We start from the raw sequence: 21,620 nt of genomic DNA on the forward strand, positions 1-21,620 counted from the left end.
CCATCGATCAATAATTGGAAAGGACGCCTTGACGCACGATTTCGAGATGAGACGCCATGGCCTTACGAGCGCGTTCAGCATCATGACTAGCCAGCGCCATAATGATTTCGCGGTGTTCCGCTACGCCGGGCTTAACGCGGGTGAGTGCCATCTGCCGTTCAAATATCGTTGTATATCGCCGCATCTCAGCAATTGTTGCCGACATGAAAGGGTTGTCACTGTGATCCGCGATAAAGTCATGCAAGGCATCATCGAATCTCCAGACCTCCTCGGGGTCGGGCTCTGGATCGGCCTCGATGACATCCAGACTGGCGAGGAGACGGCCCACATGCTCCTCATCGGCACCGGGAGCTGCGAGCGCCGCGGCCGTCGGCTCCAGCAACATTCGCATCGTTAGACTGTTGAGATAGTCTTTGAGCGTGATGACCCTGACGCAAAGAACACCTCGCTCGTCACGCACCAACAGCCCCTCCCCTTCGAGTCGGCTGAGAGCATGCCGCATTGGGGAACGCGAGACGGCGTACTGCGAGGCGAGACGGCGCTGTTGGATGACACTTCCCCCAGCCAGGCGGGCGGAGGTGATTTCGGCGAGAAGCAGCCCATAGGTTTCCTGTGCAAGGCTTTCCTCAACTGCTTCGCTCACGTCATCGCCCATGCTACCCCTTTCCCATCAACGCCATCCTCGATTATCATGAGCAATGGATTGTCTGTTAAAGTACAGCCCGGAACATCATTGCAAGGATGAAAGACCAGCAAATTGACAGATATCTCGGCGACCACTGCTGAAAAACCGAGTGAACGTGGGCCGCACAACCTCGCATCACTCGCCTATAACGCTGTTTCAGACATGATCCGCCATCGAAGCCTGAAGGGCGGATATGTGATCGTGGAGGCCAAGCTTGCCGAAGCGCTTGGTATTTCAAGAACGCCGCTGCGAGAAGCGCTCCAACGGCTGGAGGGCGAAGGCCTCGTGCGCAAGGGCGACGGGCGCAACTACGTTGTACGGCGCGTCGATATCGGCGAATACCTGCAAAGCTTGCGGCTGCGCCTTCTGATCGAGCCTGAAGCGGCAGTTCTTGCCATCCCCAACATCCCGCGACGCCAGCTTATGGCCGTTCGCCGGGAGATCCACGATCTCCTGGACGCGACGGCCTACCACACCGACGCGCATTGGTTTTCGGACGACAATCTGCACAATATGATCATCGATTATTGCGGCAATGCCGTTATGGCAAAAGTCTTGCGAGAACTGCGCGCCACCACCCGGCTGTTTGAAATTGATCGGCTCAAGGACAGGTTGAAACCAGATTCCAGCGAGCATCTCCTCATCATTGAAGCAATTGAGCGTGGTAGCGCGGCGGATACGCGCAAGTCCGTCGCGATTCATATAGAAAGCCTGATAGCCTTCGCTCGGGAACATTTGGGCGCCCTGGAGTAGAGAGGCTGCCCTGACAGGATGGCTCGGTCGCAGGGCTGATAGCGCTGCAAATGTGAATTCTCTTGGTCTGCAGGAGCCGTTCATAAGCGATATCGACACCTCGTTAGCGATCGCGCTTGTGGCCAGAACTCGTTGATTACGCCAGTTCGCGTAGCCCTTGGTATGAATCAGGATCAGTTTCCAGGCTGGTGCGGATTGGCTTCTTCATATTTGCCTCCACATGGCCTGCGACGGACGAACGATCGCCACATGATCAATCATTAATTGCCATAGAGAGCGCCTCTCACCCAGATGCTCTCTCTTGCGCGAATGACGTTCTTCCCATTGGTAACCTCCCGGAGGCACGACGTTTGGGAATCTCCGTTTTAAAACATGAGAACATCAGGATTTGGCGAGAGCGGCATTACAGGCTAGATACCACCATGGCCGACGACATCGCAGTGGGTAGCGCAGGGCTTGGCGATGAAGCGGGGAAGCATCTGGCTTGCAATAGCTGCCACTGCGGCTCGCGGAAACCAATCGCGAAGCCCGCCGGTTTGCCGTCAAAACCGGTGAACCCGTAAGCCAAGCACCTTTTCGGACACAACGACCACCACAATCGTCATCACGATGGATAGGGTCGAAACCGCTGCGGCTTCAGGTGTGAAGTTCGTCCTGAGATAATCATAGATCTGGATCGGAAGCGTCGCCGTCCCGACATTCTTCAACATGAACGATATCGTGAAGAGATCGAAGGAAATGATGAACGCGAAGAGGCACCCACCGATCACTCCTGGCTTGATCAACGGCAGCATGATGCGCCTGAAGCGAGTGAACGGGCCTGCGCCAAGGCTGCGGGCGGCCAGGCTCCACGAGGGCTCGTAGGCCTCCATCGCCGCGGACACATTGATGAAAACGAAGGGCAGCGTCATGAGCACATGCCCAATCAACATGCCAGCCATGGTCGTCGTGCCGACTCCGATCGCGTAGACGAAGAACAGAAGCGATATTGCTGTCAGAACTTCCGGCAGGAGCAGTGGCAGCAGCATCGCCAGCCGAACGCTTTCCTTCCACCGTCCCGCATGCTGCACGTAGAACATAGCCGCCATTGTTCCGATGACGCCGGAAATCGCAGTCGAAACGGCTGCTACCCACAGGGAGGTCCGAATTGCGCGCCAGAAAACATCGTTATGGAAAAAGACGACATACCACCGGAAAGAGAGACCCTGGGGCGGAAAGGTCAAAAATGCGCCCGCATTTAAGGATGCGCCGACAACCACGAGAATGGGCAGCAGCAAGAAGCCGTAGATGACGAGGCAATAACCATTCAATATGTGCTTGGACATCAACCAATCTTCCATTTCATGCGCGTAAGCCGCGAGAAAATCACGACAATCGCTGCTCCGGTGAGCGAAAGCATCAGTGCCATGGCAGAGCCGAAAGGCCATTGGAACGTATCGATCAACGCATCCACGACGCTGACCGCCATCGTCTTCACTCTAAGACCGCCGATTAATGCTGGCGTCACATAAGCGCTTAACGACAGCACAAACACCAGAATGCAGCCCGCCTGAATACCGGGCATGGCAAGGGGCAGGGTGATACGCCTGAAAACAGTGAGCTTTCCAGCACCGAGGGAACGCGCAGCAGACCGCAATGACGGGTCAATGCCCTGAAGCGCACTCATCAACGGCAGGATCATGAAGGGAAGGAAGACGTGGACAAGTGCGATGACAATTCCGAGGGCGTTGTACATCAGTCCGATCGGGCGATCGATCAGCCCGAGATTCAACAGCGTCTTGTTGATGATGCCGTTGTTCCCAAGCAGAATTGTCCAGCCGTAGCTGCGGATTACAATGCCGACAAGAAGCGGCGACAGCACGAGCCCATAGGCAAGGCCGCGAAACCGCATCTTTTCGCGCGAGAGCTGCCAGGCGATTGGAAATCCGAGAACGAGGCACAGAAGCGTTGTGACCAGACCGATCAACAGCGTATTCGCCACCTGCTGCAAATAGAAGGAATCTGTGAGCAGCCTCAGATAATTGCCAATGGTAAATCCTGGCGCATAGGGTGCGCCATTGGCCGGATTGCGGAAACTCATGACCACGATATTGAGGTATGGCAGAACGAGAAAGAGCCCGAGTAGCAAAACCGACGGCACGATGAGCAGAATAGGATAGGTGGATCTAGCGCGACTTGTCATGAGATCGTTCCCGGCACCCAAAAACGCTCGCTATCGACCTTTACCGTTACGCGATCACCGGGCTGAAAGCGGTTACGAGGAAAAGTCTGAACATTCAGCGTCTCGCCGTTTTCCAGCACCAGGCGGTAGTCGATCAGGCTACCGGAATAATAGCTCTGCAAAACCGTTGCGATCACGCCGGGCCCCTTGGCTCCGACAGATGCAAGTTCGATAGCTTCCGGTCGCAACAAAACAGGGAGGGAGCCGTCGCTCCACGGTAGTACGCCTTTGATAGAGGCCGCGCCAAGCGCGGTTTCGATAATCGACACACCATCGGCACCCCTGCCCGTCAGGCGGCCCGGCAATGTATTCACCTGCCCGACGAACTGCGCGACCTCCAGGCTCGCGGGCCGATCATACACATCGGAGGGAGCGCCATACTGCGCGATCTGCCCTCCGAACATGACGACGATCCTATCCGACATCGTCATTGCTTCGGCCTGATCGTGCGTCACATAGACGGTGGTAATTCCAACGCGCTTTTGCAGATCTCGAATGAAGACCCGCATTTCGTCCCGAAGCTTGGCGTCGAGATTGGCGAGCGGCTCGTCGAGCAAGAGTATGCGCGGTTCGATGACGAGGGCACGGGCAAGCGCCACGCGCTGCTGCTGCCCACCCGAAAGTTGGCGCGGATATCGCTCCGCATACCCCGAAAGCTGCACCATATCCAGAACCTTGGCGGTGCGGTTTACGATGTCTGACCGGGAAATCTTGCGCATCTCCAGCCCAAAGGCGAGGTTCTGCGCCACCGTCATATGGGGAAAGAGCGCGTAGTTCTGAAACACCATGCCGATATCGCGTTTTTCCGCCGGGATATGAGACACGTCCTGGCCGTCAAAACGGATGGCGCCGGATGTGACGTCCTCGAAACCTGCGATCATCTTGAGCGTCGTCGTCTTGCCGCATCCCGATGGCCCCAGTAGCGATATGAACTCGCCATGTCCTATCTTGACGGAAATTCCGTTGACGGCGCGGGAGGTACCGTAATGCTTGGTCAGCTCTTCTATGCTCACCTCGGTCATGCTCGATCTTCCAGATTGTCCGTGCGGCGTACCGCAACTATTACTGCGTCGGGGAGAATGCCGGGTCGTTCCGAGGCGACCCGGCTGCATTGCCTCTCGGAGAGCCCGAAACTACTTCATGACCTTCGCCCAAGTCTCTGCAAAGCCAGCTTGTTTCTCGTTCATGAATGCCCAATCCCAAGTCAGGATCTTGTCCATCATTTCGCCCGAAATTGGCACATCCTTCTTCAGATCGTCAGGGACGATAACCTTCGCGTTGGTGGGCGAGACGAAGAACTGCTTCATCAACGGAACCTGTCCTTCAGGCGAGAGAAGGAAGTTGGCATATTGATAGGCCAGATCCTTCTCTGGCCCGTTTGCGAGAATGTTGAGTGTCTGATCGAACATCAGCAGCCCCTCTTCCGGCACGATGACATCGATCGGAAGTCCTTGGCTGCGCAAACGCGCGACCTCACCGAAATCGAAGGGAGCGACGACGAACTCGCCGGATGCGATGCCGGTTGAAAGGTTGAAATCGGCCTGTATGACCGGCCCGAGCTTTTCCAGAGCCTTGAAGCCCGCATCGACATCGTATTGATCCTTGCCGAAGATCTTGGAGGCCAGCATCAGCTCCATTTTGCCAGCCGTGTTGGCAAAATTGTAAAGGCCAATACGTCCTTTGAACTCGGGGTTCTCCCACAAATCCTTCCAGCCTTTGGGAGGTGTCTGCACCATGTCAGTACGGTAGGCGAGGCCGATGGGAGACACCATCGCGATAGCACCCCAGCCATCGGTCTTTTTGGCAAGCGGGTAGAGGTCGGCATAGTTCGGCAATTTTGCCAGATCGAGCTTTTCGAAGAAGCCTTCCTTGCGCAGGCTTGATGCAAATGCCTCATTCGTCATGAGGATCGAGTATGGCGGCTTTTGTGGCCCCGCTGCACGTAGGTTGGCGCTCCAGACACGACCGTTGCCAGCGTCCAGCGTCACCTGAGCACCGCTTTTCTGAGTGAAGGCTGGAGCCATAGTCTGGCGCCAGAACTGTTCCCATGCGCCGCCCAGCGTCGGCACGACGAGTGTCTTGCTTTGTGCCCCTGCTGGCAGGCCCAGCATGGTCGCCGCTGTCATTCCACCCATTCCGGCAAGGATCTGCCGCCTGTTCATGTTCATCATCGAAGTTCCCTCAAACTGGTTTTGATTTGGTCATGCACTGCGGGCAGGCGGTCTTCCGCTTCTTGCCGTCAGGTTCTACCGAAGGCTTGGCTGGTCTTCAGTGAAATGTAATCGCCGTAGGTGATCGGTTCGTATTTAGGGGCCCCTTTTGCTGCAAAAGGCGGGAGGCACTGGATCACAGTGTCCCTGGACGGGTTGAGGAAGAACGGGATGGACTGGCGACGAGTCGTGCCCTTGAAAGCGCCAGGCGGGTTGGCAACTCTGTGCGGAGTAGAGAGCCATTCATCGTTGGACCAGCGCATGAAAGCGTCGCCGATATTGATGACATAGGCCCCTTCGACATTGGGTGCATCAAGCCATTCACCTGCCCGGTTTTTCACCTGCAGTCCACCCGGGGACGCCTCCGACCGGAGGATCGTCATGAAACCGTAGTCGGTGTGGACACCGGCGCGAAGTTGCCCTGGAAGCGGACTCTCCGTCTGTTCCGGATAGTTGATAACCCGCAATGCCGAGAGATGATTTTCAAAGGCGGGCTCGAAAAAATCCGGTGCAAGACCTATCGCTTCGCAAAAGGCGCGCCTGAGATGACCCGCAAGCCTTTCCATTTCAGCGAAATAGTCTGCAAAAGCCTGTTGTAATCCTTCAGGACGGGTTGGCCACAGATCACCCGGCAATCGCGGTCCGAAGTTCAGGCTCTCCTTGTAATCGCCGGGTGTCTTAATCCCAAGGGTCGCCGCAAGCGCCTCGTCTGCGAGCGGTGAGAACGCGACGCCGCCTTCCACCGCCGTACCCCTTCCCTGCCCGACTTTCCATTCCTGTGGCTCGTCGAAGAAATCGCGAGCGAGATTATAAAGACGCGTTGTGACCTCCGCCTTCACACCATGCCCCGTCACGAGAAAGAAGCCAGTCTTACGGCACGCGTCCTCTATGGCAGCAACCACCGCATGGCCCGCGGCTTCGCCGCCGACAAAGGGCGCGATGTCGATAACGGGTATCATGTCCTGCACGTCATCCGGCACTGTGCTCGTTTGCATCCTTGTAGCTTCCTTCCTTAATCGTGGTGATGGCAGCACGCGCTGGCGCCGCCGGACGCTATGAAATACCGGTGTCAATCGAGCCCTTTGAAGGGAGCATCCCGGAACTCCAGATACTCCTTCAGTGACATTTTCTGCAGGTTTCGCATCCACTCCTGCCCGTCGCGGCTGACATGCAGCGCAGCGATGGCGTGCACGTTGAAATCGAAGGACGTCATCAAGCCGGCAGCCATCTGCTGGTTGTTGATGGAGGACTTGGCGAATTTGATCGCCGGTACCGGCATGCGGGCGAGCTTACGCGCCAGGTTCTCGGTCTTTTCCCGCAATTGATCGGCGGGCACGATCTTGTTGATAAGGTGCATGCGCAACGCTTCCTCGGCGTCGACCACATCCCCTGTGTACATCAGCCAACGCACGTCGCGTGTCGCGAGCAACCAAGGCATGAACAGTGCGGGTGGTCCCGAATTGTGCCGCACCTCCGGTTCACCGAATTTCGCATTGTCGCTTGCAATCGCCAGATCGCAAGCCATCACGAGTTCGAGCGCACCCGCCAGCGCATACCCATTGACAGAAGCGATGACAGGAATCGGTGCCTTCCAGATATTGAGAAGTGCTTGGGCATTTTCCGACATATCTGCATGCCAGTCCTCGATATCGACATCATAATCGGCGCCCTGAAGATCATACCCAGAGGAAAAGGCGCGTCCCGCACCAGTGATGATCAGTGCATTGACCTCCTTATCGGCAACAGCCATTGCAACGGCTCGATCGATTTCACGCACCGTCGTCTTGTTCATCGCATTGAGCTTTTCAGGACGATTAATGGTGATCGTCGCGAATTTGTCGTGGTCATCCTTAACGTAGAGGATCGTTTCAAAAGCCTCGGAAGTGCTCATATGCTTTTCCTTTTCGCCGCGTTTTGATCCACCGCCGGCGCTCGTGTCTGGTCATTGGCAGGCGGCGCAAGCAAGGCCGCCATTTTCTTTTCAAAGCGTCCAACCGACGCCATCTTGACTGGGCCGAACCCTTTGATTTCTTCCGGCAACCGCGCGAGAGCAACGGCGCGGTCAAGCGTGTCGACGGAAAGCTCGCTCGTGAGAGCCTCGATCAGCGCGCGATAGTTTGCGACCAGCCGCCTCTCCATTCGCCGCTCCTCGGTGTAACCGAAGGGATCAAGCGGTGTGCCGCGCAGAAAACGCAGCTTTTCGAGAACTGCGAAGGCGGGAGCGATCACTTTTTCAGGGATGGCCACTTTCGCAGGATTGCCGGTGCGTTTGTCGACCCGCCGCGACAGAAGTGGTGGCGCCAGATGATGCCTGATGCTGAAGTCACCTTCGAACTGCGCTTCAATGGCCTTTCTGAAGCTTCGGTCACGATGCAGACGGGCCACCTCGTATTCGTCCTTGTAGGCCATCAGTCTGAAGGCATTTTTTGCAACAGCCATGGCAAACGCTTCGCCTGCCATCAGCCTGTTCTCGGCCTCCCGTGCTGCAGCCACAAGCGTCCGGTATCGTCTCGCATAGGCGGCGCTCTGGTAGGCTACGAGGAAAGCCGCCCGGCTTTCGACGACCATGTCGAGCGTCTCGACGGGCTTCGCGTCAGTAAGATCAAGTCCCGCGGCGTTGGCGACGAGATCGGGTGACACCGCCGAGCGACGACCCCAGCCGAAGGCAGCCCGGTTCATCGCGACACCCGTTCCGTTAAGTTCAATCGCCTGATCGATCGAGGCAAGGTTGATCGGTACCAGGCCGCGCTGCCATGCATGACCGAGCAGGAACATGTTTGCGGCTATCGCGTCGCCCATCAGAGCCGCCCCGAGCTTTGTTGCCGCAATCAGATGAACGGCATCCTCACCAGCTGCGCGTCGCAGCGATTTCAGCGTCGCCTCCTGCTGGAAATCGATCGCCGTGTTCTGCACAAAAGACGCCGTGGGCGCGAAGTGGTTGTCGAGGACGGCGCGTGTCCGGCCAACGCCAAACGTCGATAGAGCATTCCGACCGGCCGATACGACGATGTCGAAGCCGAGCACGAGATCGCTTTCCCCAATCCCGATGCGGACCGACGACAAGGCGCCAGCGGTGCGTGCAACGCGAAGGTGCGAAATGACTGCGCCGTTCTTTTGCGCAAGCCCCGTCTGATCCAGTGTCTGGACAAAAAGTCCATCGAGATGCGCCGCCATTGAGAGGACGGCGCTGACGGTGATCACGCCCGTTCCACCAATCCCGGCCAACAACATATTGTATGGCTGCGTTCCGATATCGGAGAGAAACGGTAGCGGAATATCATCGAACGTCTCTTGTTTGGCTTTTGCAGCCGGCTTCTTGATCTTTCCACCCTCCACTGTGACGAAGCTCGGACAGAAGCCCTTGATGCAGGAGAGGTCAGTGTTGCAACTCGACTGATTGATCTTCCGCTTGCGGCCAAACTCGGTTTCCTGCGGCTCTATGGAAATGCAATTGGACACGGCCGAGCAGTCACCACATCCTTCGCAGACCAACTCATTGATAAATGCGCGCTTGTCCGATACCGCCAGCGCCCCACGCTTACGACGGCGGCGCTTTTCTGCCGCGCAGACCTGATCGTAGACCAGGACAGTCACCCCATCGATTTCGCGCAATTCACGTTGGACCTGGTCGAGCTCGTCACGATGGCTGATTGTAACATCCGACGGCAAGCGGCCCTGCCAGACCTCGGGATGCTCGGCGACAACGGCTACTCTCGCCGCACCTTCCGCCAACATCTGGCCAACGATTCCGGGCACGGAGACGTCGCCATCGTGTTTCTGCCCGCCCGTCATGGCGACCGCATCATTGTAAAGAATCTTGTAAGTTGCGTTTACTTTCGCAGCAATCGCGGCCCGGATCGCAAGCAGGCCCGAATGAAAATAGGTGCCATCACCCATATTGACGAAAATATGCTTTTCGTCGGTGAATTGAGAAAGCCCGATCCACGCACCGCCTTCGCCGCCCATCTGGGTAAAGGTGGAGGTATTCCGATCCTCAAGACCGATCACCATCATATGGCATCCGATACCGGTGGACGCCCGGCTTCCTTCCGGCAGCCTCGTCGAAACGCTGTGCGGACAGCCGGAGCAGAAATACGGATCGCGCCGAAGAGCCGGGCTTTCCGTCGCACTGGCTGCTATGAGCGCTTCCATCTCTAACGACCGACGTTGAAGATCATCGGGCTGCGAGCCTAAAACAGCAAGGATTGCCATGCCCACGGCAACTGCATCGATCTCACCAACGGCAGGGAGAAGTGACACATTGTCTGGCCCGAATTTGCCGAACACGCGCGGCCTGTCGCCCGATGGCATATTGAAGAGCAGCGCTTTGATCTGATCTTCGATGACCGGACGCTTCTCCTCGACGACCAGAAGCGTCTCTGCGCCCGCAGCAAAGCGTGCTATCCCCTCCGGCTCGATTGGCCAAACAAGGCCAACCTTGTAAAGCCGAATACCCAGTTCGCCAGCACGCCGCTCATCTATGCCGAGGCGTGAAAGTGCGCCCATGAGATCCAGCCAGGATTTCCCGGTCGAGACGATACCGAGGCGCGCCTTGGTGCCCGGCCCCGACCACATACTGCGGTCCAACTGATTATGGCGGGCAAATCTGTGAACAGCGGAGAGCTTGTCTTCCAGCCGACGCTCCATAGCGTGAGGCCCATCGGGCCAGCGGAGTGAAAGATTGCCCTGCATGTCGGGATAGACGATCGCAGGATTATCGGGATCGAGATCGACGGTGGCCGTACATTCGACAATCTCGGTCTGGCACTTAAAGCCGATCCAGGCGCCCGAATAGCGGCTGAGCGCAAATCCAAGCAATCCGTAATGGATGTATTCGGCCACACCGGCCGGAGAAAGGAGAGGCACCATCGCCGAAATCAGGTTATGTTCGCTTTGATGTGGTAAAGTCGACGACACCGCGCCATGATCGTCGCCGACAAGCACCAACACGCCGCCATGCGGGTTGGTGCCGACGGCATTGGCGTGTTTGATCACATCCATGGTGCGGTCGACACCCGGCCCCTTGCCGTACCACATTGAGAAGACCCCGTCGTAACGGACGCCGGAGAACATTGCCGTTTGCTGTGTTCCCCAGACGGCCGTCGCCGCCATATCTTCATTAAGGCCAGGTTGAAAGCGTATGTGATGCTGCTCGAGATAGGTCTTGGCACGCGCCATCTCGCGGTCGAAACTCGCCAGCGGAGATCCGCGATAACCGGAAACGTAACCGGCCGTATTCAATCCTCGGGCCAAATCCCTTTGCCGCTGGATCATCGGAAGCCGCACTAAGGCCTGGGTACCCGACACGAGGATTTTCCCCTGGTCGACCGTGTACCGGTCATCGAGGCTCGGTGCTTTTTCATTCGGTAATGCGTGAGACATATCGGCCAGGTTCTGCATTAGGCACACTCCGATACGCTTGGTGACACCATGTCGAACACTCGGCCAGGATTGAGGATAGTGTTTGGATCGAACGCAGCCTTTAGACGCCGCATAGCCTCCATTTCAGCTTCACTTCGCCCAAGTGGCAGCCACTTTTTCTTCTCCACACCAATGCCGTGTTCGGCTGAAATCGCTCCGTCAGCGCGGATGACGGCGGAGAGCGTGATATCGGCCACGTGTGCGTGATGATGACTACGGACAAGAAAATGGAGATTGCCGTCGCCAAGGTGACCGAAAACATAGATTTCGGCGTCGCGATCAAGGGCCGTAATTTCGCGGCTCGCGACATCGATAAAAGCCTGCATGCTGGTCAAAGGCAGACTGACATCGAACCCGGAGACATTGTCCATAGAGAAGATAAATTCGCTTGCCGCTTCCCGAAGTTTCCAGATGGCGTGATATTCCCGCTGTGATTGCGAAAGAGAAACGTCCGTCACGATGCCACTCTCGTAGCAAGCCATCAGCGCCTCGGAAAAACGGACGTTGTCATCGGACTCGTGCTGACCTTGCATCTCCACCAGGGCATACATGCCCGCCCCTGCCGCAACGGGCGGCTGGGCACCGCTCAGCGACAAAATTCCATCATAAACATTCGGGAAAATCACTTCGAAGGCCGATAAAGAAGGGCCGAGCGCGGAGCGTAGATGCTTTAGAAGAGCAACGGCGGCACTTAACGAAGGCAACGCGCAAAAGGCGTTCGCTTGCGACCGTGGTTCGGGATGAAGGCGTAGGCATGCCCGCGTAACCACTCCGAGGACACCTTCGGTTCCGATAAAGAGCTGATTGAGATCGAAACCTGAATTGTCCTTGGGCAATCCCTTCAAGCTCGTCAATATGGAGCCATCCGCCAGCACGGCCTCAAGTCCCAAAACCTGAGACCGATACATGCCATAGCGAAGAACACGAATACCGCCCGCATTGGTGGCAACATTGCCGCCCACCGTAGACGTACCTCGCGCGCCAATGTCGACGCCGAAAAAAAGACCGCGCGCTGCCGCGGCGTCCTGTACCGCCTGCAGCGTTACACCCGCCTCGGCTATGATGGTGGCCGAATTCTCATCCACTGGCGAAAGGCCGACCATTCGCTCCAGCGAAATCGATACTTCTCCGGGGCGCGGTCTTGCACCACCTGCGAGACCCGTCCTTCCGCCCTGGATCACAAGTGGCTGCCTCAAACGATTGCATTCCGCCAGAATAGCGGACACTTCCGTTGTGTTCGCAGGTCGAAATACGATGACCGGGCGCTCACCCGGCTCATCGGTGGCATCGCCACGATACCGCTCGCCGACATCATCGCCGGCGAGAACAGCCTTACTGCCGATTTTTTCACTCAGACGGCGCAGTAATTCTGCATGCCGGCCGACAGGCGCAGACGCGCCTTGGGCGATTCCCGCCCGACCAGTCGATCCGCCCAATTTCGTTCCCCTTGGTTATCTGGATCGAGGTCAGGTTATCGCCTATCCGATATTTGTCAAACCTATATTCAATTTTCAGTGGCGTTTTTGAAATGACCATGGCATCAATGGATTTCAGGCGAGGACAATAATCGATGACGTTGAAATTTGATGAGGTGGTGAGGACTGGCATCGCCAAGCAGGTCGCAGAAAACATCAAATCTGCGATCATGGATGGTCGGTTGAAGATCGACGAGCGGCTTCCAACCGAGGAAGATCTGGCGAAAAACTTCGGTATATCGCGGCCAACCGTGCGTGAAGCGTTAAAACGTCTGGCCGCGCAGAACCTGATCCAGTCAAGGCGCGGCCCGCTCGGCGGAAACTTCGTCAAACGACCGGATCCGGAGGGCCTCTCCAAGGCGATCACAGGAGCAGCGACGCTGCTTGTCGGCATCGGCGCGTTCGATATCGACGAAATCATTACAGCGCGTCTTGAGACAGAAACGATCTGCTGCAGGCTCGCATGTGAAAACCACGACACTGCGCATCTCGAACGAATGGCAGCGGAGATTGATATCCAGCGTGACGAGAGCATCAGTGACGAAGATTTCTGTGCATCCGACGTGCGCTTTCATCGCGCGCTGGTGGACTCCACGTGTAACGGCCCGTTGAAATTGATGATGTACACCGTGATCGAGTCCTTCATTCCAATCACGAACATGATCGTCTTCCGGGTGCGCGAGCGCCGAAAGGTTGTCGGCTTTCACCGCCAGATTATGGAGGCCGTCGCAAAGCGCGAGACCGAAGCAGCCACAAAGGCGTTAAGGGATCTGCTGGCCTACATTCGCAACAGTTACTCGACCGCAATGGATGCGCGCGACAGGATGAAGGCCGCGCCGCAGACCTGACACGCCAAACCACTAAATTCAGTGTAAGAAGGGGAACGCATGTCCGATACATTCCAGGCAATGGTCATCGACATGGCCGACGCCAAGCCACAGGCTGGCTTCCGGCAGCTTTCAATCACCGATCTGCCGGATCACGATGTTCTCGTCGAGGTCCATTACTCTACCGTCAATTACAAGGATGGTCTGGCGCTGACCGGAAAAGGCCGTATTGCCAGACGCACCCCTATGGTGGGCGGAATAGACCTTGCCGGAACAGTCGTCGAATCCCGGTCGGACAAATGGGCGCCAGGCGACAAGGTCATCGTCAACGGCTGGGGTCTGTCTGAAACGGAATGGGGCGGATATTCGCGATTCCAGCGGCTGAAACCGGAGTGGCTGATCGCACTGCCGGAAGCATTCAGCCTTTTGCAAGCGATGTCCATCGGCACCGCCGGCTACACCGCTGCGCTCTGTGTCAACGCGCTCGAGGACTGGGGAACGATCGTTGCCGATGATCGCGAAGTCCTCGTGACCGGCGCCGCAGGCGGTGTGGGCTCGGTGGCGATCAGCCTGCTGGCGAACAAGGGGTATAATGTCACTGCGTCGACAGGCCGCCCCGAAACGCAGGGCTATCTTGCATCGCTCGGTGCAAGCGGTTTCATCGATCGGACATCGCTTTCAGAAAAAGGCGGTCCTCTGCAAAAGGAGCGATGGGCCGGAGTGGTCGACTCCGTCGGATCCACGACGCTCGCAAACGCACTCTCCCAGACCATCTATGGTGGAGCGGTTGCTGCCTGCGGTCTCGCCGCAGGCGCAGACCTGCCAGCAACCGTCCTCCCCCATATCCTGCGCGGCGTGGCACTTCTTGGCGTCGATTCCGTAATGGCGCCCATGGAGAAACGAATCCGCGCCTGGCAGACCCTTTCCAAGCATTTGAAGCCAGAGCACATCGAAACGCTGGCGAGGGTCGAGCCTTTCTCCAAGCTTCCGACTCTCGCGCAGGATATTGTCGAAGGCAAGATCAGGGGACGCGTCGTGGTGGAGATCACACCGTAAGTCCGGGCCGACGCGCGGGATGGCAGCGCTGCGAGCACAATGATCCTTGTTTTGGTTCTGTTCTCACCATTAGACGTGCGCTGCTAGTGCGGCATGAGCCCACTGACGAAAGCTCTTCAGTTTCACCCTCCTGTGTTCGACATGTGACGGGCAATTCTTGGCGTCGACATTCTGTCTAGAACGAAGTCATGCCCCTTCGGTTTGCTCCGGATAGCGGCCTGGATACTGGCAACAAGTGCTTGGTCTCCTGGTGAAGAGCGCATAATGTCCTTCAGATCGGCAGCATCCTCCTGGCCGAGGCAGGTATGCAGCACGCCTGCGGCTGTCACGCGAACGCGGTTGCACCCCTCGCAGAAGTTATGGGTTAGTGGCGTAATGAACCCGACCAGGCCGCCTGTTTCTTCGATACGAGCATATCGCGCTGGGCCACCTGTGCGCAGAGACACTGGAGTGACCGTCCAGCGAGCCTCTATGCGACGACGCAAGCTGTCGAGCGGCAAATACTGGGCTAGTCGATCCGCACCGGTTTCCCCAAGCGGCATGGTCTCTATAAAGGTCAGGCCCATTCCGCCGCCATGGGCAAAACGAATAAGCCGGTCGGCCTCCTCTTCTGTCACGCCCTTCAGCGCAACCGTGTTGATCTTGACGGCAAGACCTGCGGCTTGCGCGGTCTCGATCCCTTTGAGAACTGTCACGAGCGAGCCACCCCGCGTAAGTTCGGTGAAGCGTTGCGGATCGAGCGTGTCGAGAGAGACGTTGATCCGTCGCACTCCGGCATCCGCCAGCGCCGCTGCATATTCCGCCAAACGGGTGGCATTGGTGGTCAGGGTCAGCTCTTTCAGCGATCCGTCCCGCAGGAAGCGCGAGAGGCTTTGGAATAAAGACATCACGTTCTTACGCATCAGCGGCTCGCCGCCGGTGATGCGGATCTTGGTCACGCCGAGCTCAATGAAGGCACGCGCCACTCGCTCCAACTCTTCAAGCGAAAGCAGATGCTGCCTTTGCATGAAACTCATTCGTTCCGGCATGCAATAGACGCAGCGCAGATCGCAGCGGTCGGTGACGGATAGACGCAAGTAGCTCACGCTGCGGCCGAACGTGTCAACGAGAGGAGGACGAGTTGCAGTTTGAAGGGCGTCCATCAGCATGCGATCCCTTTTGTGCGCGCGGCGGCGATCATGTCGTCGATGGAAACGAATTTTTCGCGTGGCTTGCCGATAGCACGACCCCGCGCCACCTCCGCGCTGTCGATAAGACGCCACGCATCGAAATCGAGGGGCGTATCGTATCTCCCGCCAAGGCTAGAAACGAGCCGGTCAGCCGCACCATCCTCTGGCGACGGCAGGCTGTCGAGATCGATGAGTATCTTCTCGACGGTATCGAGCGCGCAGGCGCGGTTGGTGCCGATCGTTCCCTGCGGGCCACGCTTGCTCCAGCCGCACGTATAAAGTCCTGGAACAACCCCGTTCTGCTCCACCAGACGACCATTCTGGTTCGCGTGGACGCCACCCGAGCGATCATAGGCGACGCCTTCGATCGGCATCGTTCGACGTCCGACACTGAAGAACACCAAGGTCGTGTCAATCGTGAGGGATTGTCCGCTTGGTTCTTCAACATGGTTGCGCCTGAAGACTGCACTCCGGACCCGTTCATCCCCTTCGAAGCGAATAGGCTCCAAATGGAAGCGGAAGAGGCAACGCCGTTCCTTCGTCGCAACGTGGCGAGAAAAGCGTTCGAGGACGTCCATGGAGGCCTTGCGCTCACTGTCGAATCCTTCGCCGATCACGAACGCCTTGGACGGTAGATCGTCCCGCTCGACGCCCGGGTCGCATGCCGACAGCGCATCGAATTCAAGCAGTTCTTTTGCCGAAAAACGGGTCTCGGCAGGGCCGCGCCGCCCGATCAGATGCACTTCCTTAATCCGGCTCTCGGAAAGCGCCTCCAGCGCATGAGCGGCGATATCGGTCTGGCGCAACTCTTCCGGCGTTTTGAGGAGAATGCGCGCCACATCGAGCGCGACATTTCCGTGTCCGATGACAAGAGCGCGTTCTCCTGAGAAGTTGAAGGCAAGATCACGATAGTCCGGATGACCGTTGTACCAACCGACAAAATCACTGGCCTGATGATTGCCTGCCAAGCTTTCGCCGGGCAGGCCGATCTCGCGACCGAGCGATGCGCCGGTGGAGAGGATGACGGCGTGATAGGCACCGCGAAGGGTCTCGACGCTGATATCCGCTCCCACCTCGACACCGCCGACGAAGCGAAAGCCGGGCATGGCCGCGATCCGGTCGAAAATGGCCGTGACTTGCTTGAGCTTCGGATGATCGGGGGCCACGCCGAAACGCACGAGACCGTAGGGGACCGGCAGCCGCTCGAACAGATCGACGGAAACATCCTTCTGCGCGCGCAAAAGAGCCTCCGCAGCGTAGAAACCGCTCGGTCCAGCCCCGACAATAGCAACGCGATACTGCGGCGTCTTCATAGGCCGAGTGCCTTTTTCCGCTCGTCGGCACCGGGAAGCGGTGCCAGACGGCTGGTGATCACAGGCGTTTCAGCCGCCCGGCGACGATTGATCTCGATCCATTTCTGCTGTTCAGGCGGTAAGAGGTAGGACGCCTGTATGGCGCCGACCGGACAGGCCGGCACGCAGCCGCCGCAGTCGATGCAATTTTCGGGATCGATATAGGTCATTTCATCATCGAGATGAAAACACTCGACGGGACACACGGTCACGCATTCCGTGTAGCGACATCCCGTGCATTGGTCAGTCACGACATAGGTCATGTCTCTTAACGCCTTTCACAAAATCTAATTGGTGCCGAAGCCGACAAGGGCTGTCACGTTGGAGCGACCTCAACCAGCACATCCGAGAAAGTCGGGGCGCGTCCGAGATCGGCGAATGCCGGCGGCGTCAGCGCGTGGACGGTCGGCCCGCGGCGGTTCGAGCGCTGCCAGTAACCGGCAGGTGCGACCACCACACCGGGCATCACATCTTGCGAAACCGTCGCAAACGCCTCGAAGACACCGCGATCATTGAAGACGCGAATAGGCGTACCGGCGGTGATGCCGCGAAGATCGGCGTCGCTCGGATGGAGGATAACGGCTTGTTCCTCACCGGCCTGAGCCAGCTGTGCAGGCAGATTGCCGTAGTTCGAATTGAGAAAAGCATGGCTCTTTGGGGAGATAAGACTCAACGGATATTTACCGGCAAGTGACGGAGCGCTGGCAGGGCTCTCGTTCGGCGCGATATAGTGCGGCAGCGGATCGACAGGCTCTCCCGACTGATCGCCATTATACCCTTGGCGGAAGAGCGGGACGACGAAATTGCCGGTTTCCGCAAGTGTCGACTTGAACTCGCATTTTCCTGTCGGTGTCGGAAAGTTGCCGTCGCGGTGTGGCGCCCATTCGCCTGCGGCGGGCATGTTCAGCCTGAGATAGCCCTTCTCTTTCAGCGTCTCCAGGTCGATGCCTTCCATCACAGGGCTTGCCCAATCCATCGACTGCGCGATCATTTCGTCATCCGAGCGATGGAAGAACGGATCGTCGATCCCGAGCGCTCCGGCAAGCCGCCGGAATAGTTCGGTGTTCGGCACGGCCTCTCCCAGCGGCTCAATCGCCGGATTGTTGTACGACAGATAGAGATGGCCCCAGGAAAACATAATGTCCTTCTGCTCGAGTTGGGTCGTGGCAGGCAGAAGGATGTCCGCGTAGCGAGCCGTATCGGTCATGAAATGCTCGCTGACGACAGTGAAGAGATCATCACGCGCGAGACCTGTTTCCAGCTTACCCTGCTGGCTCACCATGGACATCGGATTGGCATTGTAGACGAACAGCGAGCGGATGGGTGGATCGAGCGGAAGCTCGCCAGTCAAGGCCGGGCCAAGCTGCCAGGAATTGATTACCCGCATCTTTTCCGGCTGAAGGTCTGGGCGCATCAATCCACCCCAATTGACGGGGAATGCCCAGATCGGCAATTGCAGAAGCCCGCCGCCGACATGTTTCCAGGCGCCGATCAGCGCTGGCAGACAGGCAATGGAGCGCACTGTTTGGCCGCCGCCGGCATGGCGTTCCACCGCAACGCCAATGCGGATGACGGCAGGTGGTGTCGAGGCATATTCCCGCGTCAGCGTATAAATATCCTCCAGCGGGATGCCGGTTTCGGCAGAGGCAAATTCCGGCGTGTATCGCTCCACCCGCTCGGCAAGTTCTGCAAAGCCCACCGTATGCGCATCGATATAGTCGCGGTCGATCAGCCCTTCCTTGATGATGATATGCATCATCGCCATGGCCAGCGCGCCATCCGTTCCCGGCCGGATTGGAATATGCCAGTCGGCCAGGCGCGCTGTGCGGGTGCGCACGGGGTCGATCACCACCAGCTTCGCGCCGTTCTTCTTCGCCTGCTCGATGAAGGGCCAGTGATGCGAATTTGTACTGAGCGTGTTGCAGGCCCAGAGGATGATGTATTTCGAGTGGATGAAGGCCTCCGGATCAACCCCCGGCGTATGACCGATGGTCATCATATAGGCTGTGCAGGAGCCGGAATCGCAGAAGGTGCGCTCGCTGACCGTTGCGCCAAGCTTGTTGAACAGGGGATCGCCGACATTCAGCCCGTTGATGATCCCCTGCGTGCCAAGATAGCTATAGGGGAGGATCGCCTGCGCACCGTCGGTTGCGATGATGTCCTTGAACGTCGCAGCGATCTCCGCCAGCGCCTCGTCCCATGTAATCCGTGTGAATTGACCGCTGCCCTTCGGGCCGGAGCGCCGCATAGGGTAAAGCACGCGCTTGTCGCTGTAGACACGATCCTGATAGTTGTTGACCTTCACGCACAGACGCCCGCGCGTAAACGGATGGTCCGGATTGCCGCGCACGGCGATCGCCTTGCCGTCCTCGACGGTGGTAAGGATGGAGCAGGTATCGGGACAGTCATGGGGGCAGGCTCCGACAACGGTTGTGCGTGACATGTTCAACTCCAAGTCATTGCGCCTTCGATAGGCAGTGCTTCAATTGTGAGCAGTCTGACAGTCTCTTAAGGGCTTGCCTTTATCCGCTTCTGCGATTGGCTATTCCGTTTGTGCGAAAATCGGTCCGAACGCCGACTGGCCTGGATCTTGCATAGAGTTCTATTGGCGAAACCTATAAGCGCGGAGAAGACACTTGCTTGGTCATTCCGTCGATAAATACGTCACCGGAACCATGGTTCAAACCTCGAACGCCAACGGCTGGGGCAACCTGCTGGCAGAACGTTGGCGACATGAGGCCGGAGAACTGCCCTCCCTCGTGCCGCGCGACACGGAGATTGCGGTGCTTCTGCGCGGCCGATCTGTCGTGGATCGGCGCGGCGGTGGCATGCGTCAACATACCGTGGCCAAGCGGGGTACGATCTGGCTCTGTCCCGCCGGCGTGGAAGAAGAGTTCATCTCCGTTTCAGAGCAGATGGACGACTGCCTTCACATCTTTCTGCCGGGACGGCCCTTTTCCGACACCGTGTTGCGGGAATACGATCTCGATCCCGCGCGCATCGAACTTCGCTATGAAGCGATCGACGAGGATCCGTTCATCGAATTTGCTGCCAATCAAATCTTACGTGAAATGTCCAGCGAGAGCGCCGGAGGCCGGCTATTTATCGAAACTCTTGCTGTGTCGCTATCAGCCCATCTCATTCGCTCTTACTCCGGTAGTCCAGTCACGCCTTCGGGAACCGTAAGAGCGGAAAAGCCACTGGACAGCAAGCGGCTCCTCCGTGTCGAGGAATATGTGGATTTTCATCTGGACAACGATCTCACCGTCACCGATCTCGCGTCCATTGCCTGCATGAGTGTGGGGCATTTTACCCGGGCGTTCAAATTGGCAACAGGCAAGAGCCCGCATGTCTTCGTCAACGACAAGCGAATGGCGCTCGCCAAGCAAAGGCTCTCCGACGAAAACTGGACGATTGAAGCCGTGGCCTTGGCCGCCGGCTTCTCATCTCATGCCAACTTCACCCGCGCCTTCAAGAACACCACTGGCATGACGCCGAATGCATTTCGTGCCGTCGCTCGCGGCAACTAGGTTGTGTCATTGCAACGACATTATCCCGCTGGGATCCTTGTTTAATTGGAACAAGGCAAAGTCCAGCTGCGAACGGACGGGAAACTCATGCGATCGCTTGATCGTCTCGCCCCCATAGTCCGCCCGATGAAGCCCGCTCCTGATGATCGACACGACAAATCGACGCGAGCGTGTTCGCTGGGCGACTGTAGAAGAGGCTAGTTGGAAGCCTGTTGGGCGAGTAAAACTCTTCTATGGTGCTCATACGCCATTTGCGAACCGGGCTGGCATTGTTTTCTCGGCCCCGAAAAGGGCTGATAAGAATTGTCCTCGACCCGGTAGGAGCGATATCGGCTCAGGCACGAGGCGACGTGATTATCGTCAAGCAAAGCGACTTGCTGCCCTGTTTCAGGCTGCGCTACCTCCGTCGGTGGGATGCAGCGCTGACGCGGGCCGCCGCCAAATGGTTGGTAGCTTTTGTCCGCCTTAAGGTAAGACCGGTATCTGTTGGAGCACCATTCATCTGCCTTCGCTTCAACCGTCGGTCTCGGTTGTCTTTTCCATCAGCGGCGTGCCGCCCCTATTCAGTGGCTCGCTTCGAGAGCCGCTATGGGAAGCGAGTAGTTTGGGGGCATCGATAAAGGAGGGTGGCAGACGTTCATAGGCTTGCTCCCTTGGATCGACGCGCTTCACTTCCGCTGTCCACAACGGTTCCTGACTTACATCAAGAACGATAGGAGAGACGGATTTCGGCCTGAAATCGGAAGCAATCCTCATTCCGCCGCCGATAACGGGCAATGAGCAAAGAAATAGAACGGAGCCGACAATAACGTTTTGCATGGGGCGCATCACCAAAACATCGAGAGACAGGCAGAGCAGCGAGACGATATTTTTTGAGCTCTGGGCACAGAATGGGCCGATCGAACTGTTGGTCGCGCGGCG

General features: G+C 57.7%; 19 protein-coding genes and 1 pseudogene. 4 read left to right on the plus strand and 16 right to left on the minus strand.

Features of this window, described 5'->3' with window-relative positions; genetic code table 11:
- Positions 1 to 7 precede the first annotated feature (7 nt).
- Complete coding sequence (locus QE408_RS00170; protein ID WP_306927464.1) at positions 8 to 655, minus strand: GntR family transcriptional regulator; 648 nt, start codon at positions 653 to 655, stop codon at positions 8 to 10.
- A 102-nt stretch (positions 656 to 757) separates the two neighbouring features.
- Between QE408_RS00170 and QE408_RS00175 the strand changes: the two genes are divergently transcribed.
- A complete protein-coding gene (locus QE408_RS00175) occupies positions 758 to 1,438 on the plus strand; it encodes a GntR family transcriptional regulator (RefSeq protein ID WP_306927466.1) in 681 nt (226 codons plus the stop codon).
- Between the two features lie 542 nt (positions 1,439 to 1,980).
- Here QE408_RS00175 and QE408_RS00180 read toward each other — a convergent pair.
- The 8 genes from QE408_RS00180 to QE408_RS00215 form a co-directional block, all read right to left on the minus strand.
- Positions 1,981 to 2,763: an ABC transporter permease gene (locus QE408_RS00180; protein WP_306927467.1), complete on the minus strand. Its 783-nt coding sequence runs from the start codon at positions 2,761 to 2,763 to the stop codon at positions 1,981 to 1,983.
- Positions 2,763 to 3,620, minus strand: a complete 858-nt coding sequence (locus QE408_RS00185) for an ABC transporter permease (protein WP_306927469.1) — start codon at positions 3,618 to 3,620, stop codon at positions 2,763 to 2,765. The genes QE408_RS00180 and QE408_RS00185 overlap by 1 nt, the downstream gene beginning before the upstream one ends.
- Positions 3,617 to 4,681, minus strand: coding sequence for an ABC transporter ATP-binding protein (locus tag QE408_RS00190; RefSeq protein ID WP_306927471.1), 1,065 nt, complete (start codon positions 4,679 to 4,681; stop codon positions 3,617 to 3,619). The genes QE408_RS00185 and QE408_RS00190 overlap by 4 nt, the downstream gene beginning before the upstream one ends.
- A gap of 111 nt (positions 4,682 to 4,792) precedes the next feature.
- Entirely contained in the window at positions 4,793 to 5,830 is a 1,038-nt protein-coding gene (locus QE408_RS00195) for an ABC transporter substrate-binding protein (RefSeq protein ID WP_306927473.1), read from the minus strand.
- Between the two features lie 68 nt (positions 5,831 to 5,898).
- Positions 5,899 to 6,864 (minus strand): isopenicillin N synthase family dioxygenase, encoded by a 966-nt coding sequence (locus QE408_RS00200; protein ID WP_306927475.1) that lies wholly within the window; start codon positions 6,862 to 6,864, stop codon positions 5,899 to 5,901.
- 74 nt (positions 6,865 to 6,938) lie between these two features.
- On the minus strand, positions 6,939 to 7,760 hold the full coding sequence (locus QE408_RS00205) for an enoyl-CoA hydratase/isomerase family protein (protein WP_306927477.1): 822 nt from the start codon (positions 7,758 to 7,760) through the stop codon (positions 6,939 to 6,941).
- The gene (locus QE408_RS00210) at positions 7,757 to 11,251 is read right to left on the minus strand and encodes an indolepyruvate ferredoxin oxidoreductase family protein (RefSeq protein WP_373465500.1); all 3,495 of its coding nucleotides are present in this window, start codon (positions 11,249 to 11,251) and stop codon (positions 7,757 to 7,759) included. Before QE408_RS00210 ends, QE408_RS00205 begins: the two co-directional genes overlap by 4 nt.
- 17 nt (positions 11,252 to 11,268) lie before the next feature.
- Positions 11,269 to 12,726: an FAD-binding oxidoreductase gene (locus tag QE408_RS00215; protein WP_306927481.1), complete on the minus strand. Its 1,458-nt coding sequence runs from the start codon at positions 12,724 to 12,726 to the stop codon at positions 11,269 to 11,271.
- 134 nt (positions 12,727 to 12,860) lie between these two features.
- On the opposite strand from QE408_RS00215, the gene QE408_RS00220 reads away from it, so the two are divergent.
- A complete protein-coding gene (locus QE408_RS00220; RefSeq protein ID WP_306927483.1) occupies positions 12,861 to 13,613 on the plus strand; it encodes a FadR/GntR family transcriptional regulator in 753 nt (250 codons plus the stop codon).
- A 39-nt stretch (positions 13,614 to 13,652) separates the two neighbouring features.
- Positions 13,653 to 14,648 (plus strand): MDR family oxidoreductase, encoded by a 996-nt coding sequence (locus tag QE408_RS00225; protein ID WP_306927485.1) that lies wholly within the window; start codon positions 13,653 to 13,655, stop codon positions 14,646 to 14,648.
- Between the two features lie 122 nt (positions 14,649 to 14,770).
- Here QE408_RS00225 and moaA read toward each other — a convergent pair whose 3' ends face one another.
- The 4 genes from moaA to QE408_RS00245 are packed head-to-tail and all read right to left on the minus strand — an operon-like array spanning position 14,771 to position 19,612.
- Positions 14,771 to 15,796, minus strand: coding sequence for a GTP 3',8-cyclase MoaA (moaA, locus tag QE408_RS00230; RefSeq protein ID WP_306927487.1), 1,026 nt, complete (start codon positions 15,794 to 15,796; stop codon positions 14,771 to 14,773).
- Positions 15,790 to 17,130, minus strand: a complete 1,341-nt coding sequence (locus QE408_RS00235; RefSeq protein WP_306927488.1) for an FAD-dependent oxidoreductase — start codon at positions 17,128 to 17,130, stop codon at positions 15,790 to 15,792. The genes moaA and QE408_RS00235 overlap by 7 nt, the downstream gene beginning before the upstream one ends.
- Positions 17,127 to 17,432 (minus strand): ferredoxin family protein, encoded by a 306-nt coding sequence (locus tag QE408_RS00240; RefSeq protein WP_306927491.1) that lies wholly within the window; start codon positions 17,430 to 17,432, stop codon positions 17,127 to 17,129. Before QE408_RS00240 ends, QE408_RS00235 begins: the two co-directional genes overlap by 4 nt.
- 53 nt (positions 17,433 to 17,485) lie before the next feature.
- Complete coding sequence (locus tag QE408_RS00245) at positions 17,486 to 19,612, minus strand: molybdopterin-containing oxidoreductase family protein (RefSeq protein ID WP_306927493.1); 2,127 nt, start codon at positions 19,610 to 19,612, stop codon at positions 17,486 to 17,488.
- Between the two features lie 193 nt (positions 19,613 to 19,805).
- Between QE408_RS00245 and QE408_RS00250 the strand changes: the two genes are divergently transcribed.
- On the plus strand, positions 19,806 to 20,699 hold the full coding sequence (locus tag QE408_RS00250) for a helix-turn-helix domain-containing protein (protein WP_306927495.1): 894 nt from the start codon (positions 19,806 to 19,808) through the stop codon (positions 20,697 to 20,699).
- Positions 20,700 to 20,896: 197 nt separating this feature from the next.
- Here the strand turns inward: QE408_RS00250 and QE408_RS00255 are convergent, their stop codons facing one another.
- From QE408_RS00255 to QE408_RS00260, 3 genes and pseudogenes are all read right to left on the minus strand, one after another.
- Positions 20,897 to 21,067 carry a BA14K family protein gene (locus QE408_RS00255; RefSeq protein ID WP_306927496.1) on the minus strand — a complete coding sequence of 57 codons (171 nt, stop codon included), beginning with the start codon at positions 21,065 to 21,067 and terminating at the stop codon, positions 20,897 to 20,899.
- A 60-nt stretch (positions 21,068 to 21,127) separates the two neighbouring features.
- Positions 21,128 to 21,187 (minus strand): annotated as a pseudogene (locus tag QE408_RS22925) (hypothetical protein); the annotation flags it as partial.
- Positions 21,188 to 21,212: 25 nt separating this feature from the next.
- The gene (locus tag QE408_RS00260) at positions 21,213 to 21,518 is read right to left on the minus strand and encodes a hypothetical protein (protein WP_306927498.1); all 306 of its coding nucleotides are present in this window, start codon (positions 21,516 to 21,518) and stop codon (positions 21,213 to 21,215) included.
- Positions 21,519 to 21,620 lie beyond the last annotated feature (102 nt).

The organism is Agrobacterium larrymoorei (genome assembly GCF_030819275.1).
Classification (GTDB): domain Bacteria; phylum Pseudomonadota; class Alphaproteobacteria; order Rhizobiales; family Rhizobiaceae; genus Agrobacterium; species Agrobacterium larrymoorei_B.

Coding starts and splice junctions, on each gene's coding strand:
- QE408_RS00170 (WP_306927464.1), bottom strand. CDS start 655: ATGGGCGATGACGTGAGCGAAGCAGTTGAGGAAAGCCTTGCACAGGAA.
- QE408_RS00180 (WP_306927467.1), bottom strand. CDS start 2,763: ATGTCCAAGCACATATTGAATGGTTATTGCCTCGTCATCTACGGCTTC.
- QE408_RS00185 (WP_306927469.1), bottom strand. CDS start 3,620: ATGACAAGTCGCGCTAGATCCACCTATCCTATTCTGCTCATCGTGCCG.
- QE408_RS00190 (WP_306927471.1), bottom strand. CDS start 4,681: ATGACCGAGGTGAGCATAGAAGAGCTGACCAAGCATTACGGTACCTCC.
- QE408_RS00195 (WP_306927473.1), bottom strand. CDS start 5,830: ATGATGAACATGAACAGGCGGCAGATCCTTGCCGGAATGGGTGGAATG.
- QE408_RS00200 (WP_306927475.1), bottom strand. CDS start 6,864: ATGCAAACGAGCACAGTGCCGGATGACGTGCAGGACATGATACCCGTT.
- QE408_RS00205 (WP_306927477.1), bottom strand. CDS start 7,760: ATGAGCACTTCCGAGGCTTTTGAAACGATCCTCTACGTTAAGGATGAC.
- QE408_RS00210 (WP_373465500.1), bottom strand. CDS start 11,251: ATGTCTCACGCATTACCGAATGAAAAAGCACCGAGCCTCGATGACCGG.
- QE408_RS00220 (WP_306927483.1), top strand. CDS start 12,861: ATGACGTTGAAATTTGATGAGGTGGTGAGGACTGGCATCGCCAAGCAG.
- QE408_RS00225 (WP_306927485.1), top strand. CDS start 13,653: ATGTCCGATACATTCCAGGCAATGGTCATCGACATGGCCGACGCCAAG.
- moaA (WP_306927487.1), bottom strand. CDS start 15,796: ATGCTGATGGACGCCCTTCAAACTGCAACTCGTCCTCCTCTCGTTGAC.
- QE408_RS00235 (WP_306927488.1), bottom strand. CDS start 17,130: ATGAAGACGCCGCAGTATCGCGTTGCTATTGTCGGGGCTGGACCGAGC.
- QE408_RS00240 (WP_306927491.1), bottom strand. CDS start 17,432: ATGACCTATGTCGTGACTGACCAATGCACGGGATGTCGCTACACGGAA.
- QE408_RS00245 (WP_306927493.1), bottom strand. CDS start 19,612: ATGTCACGCACAACCGTTGTCGGAGCCTGCCCCCATGACTGTCCCGAT.
- QE408_RS00260 (WP_306927498.1), bottom strand. CDS start 21,518: ATGCAAAACGTTATTGTCGGCTCCGTTCTATTTCTTTGCTCATTGCCC.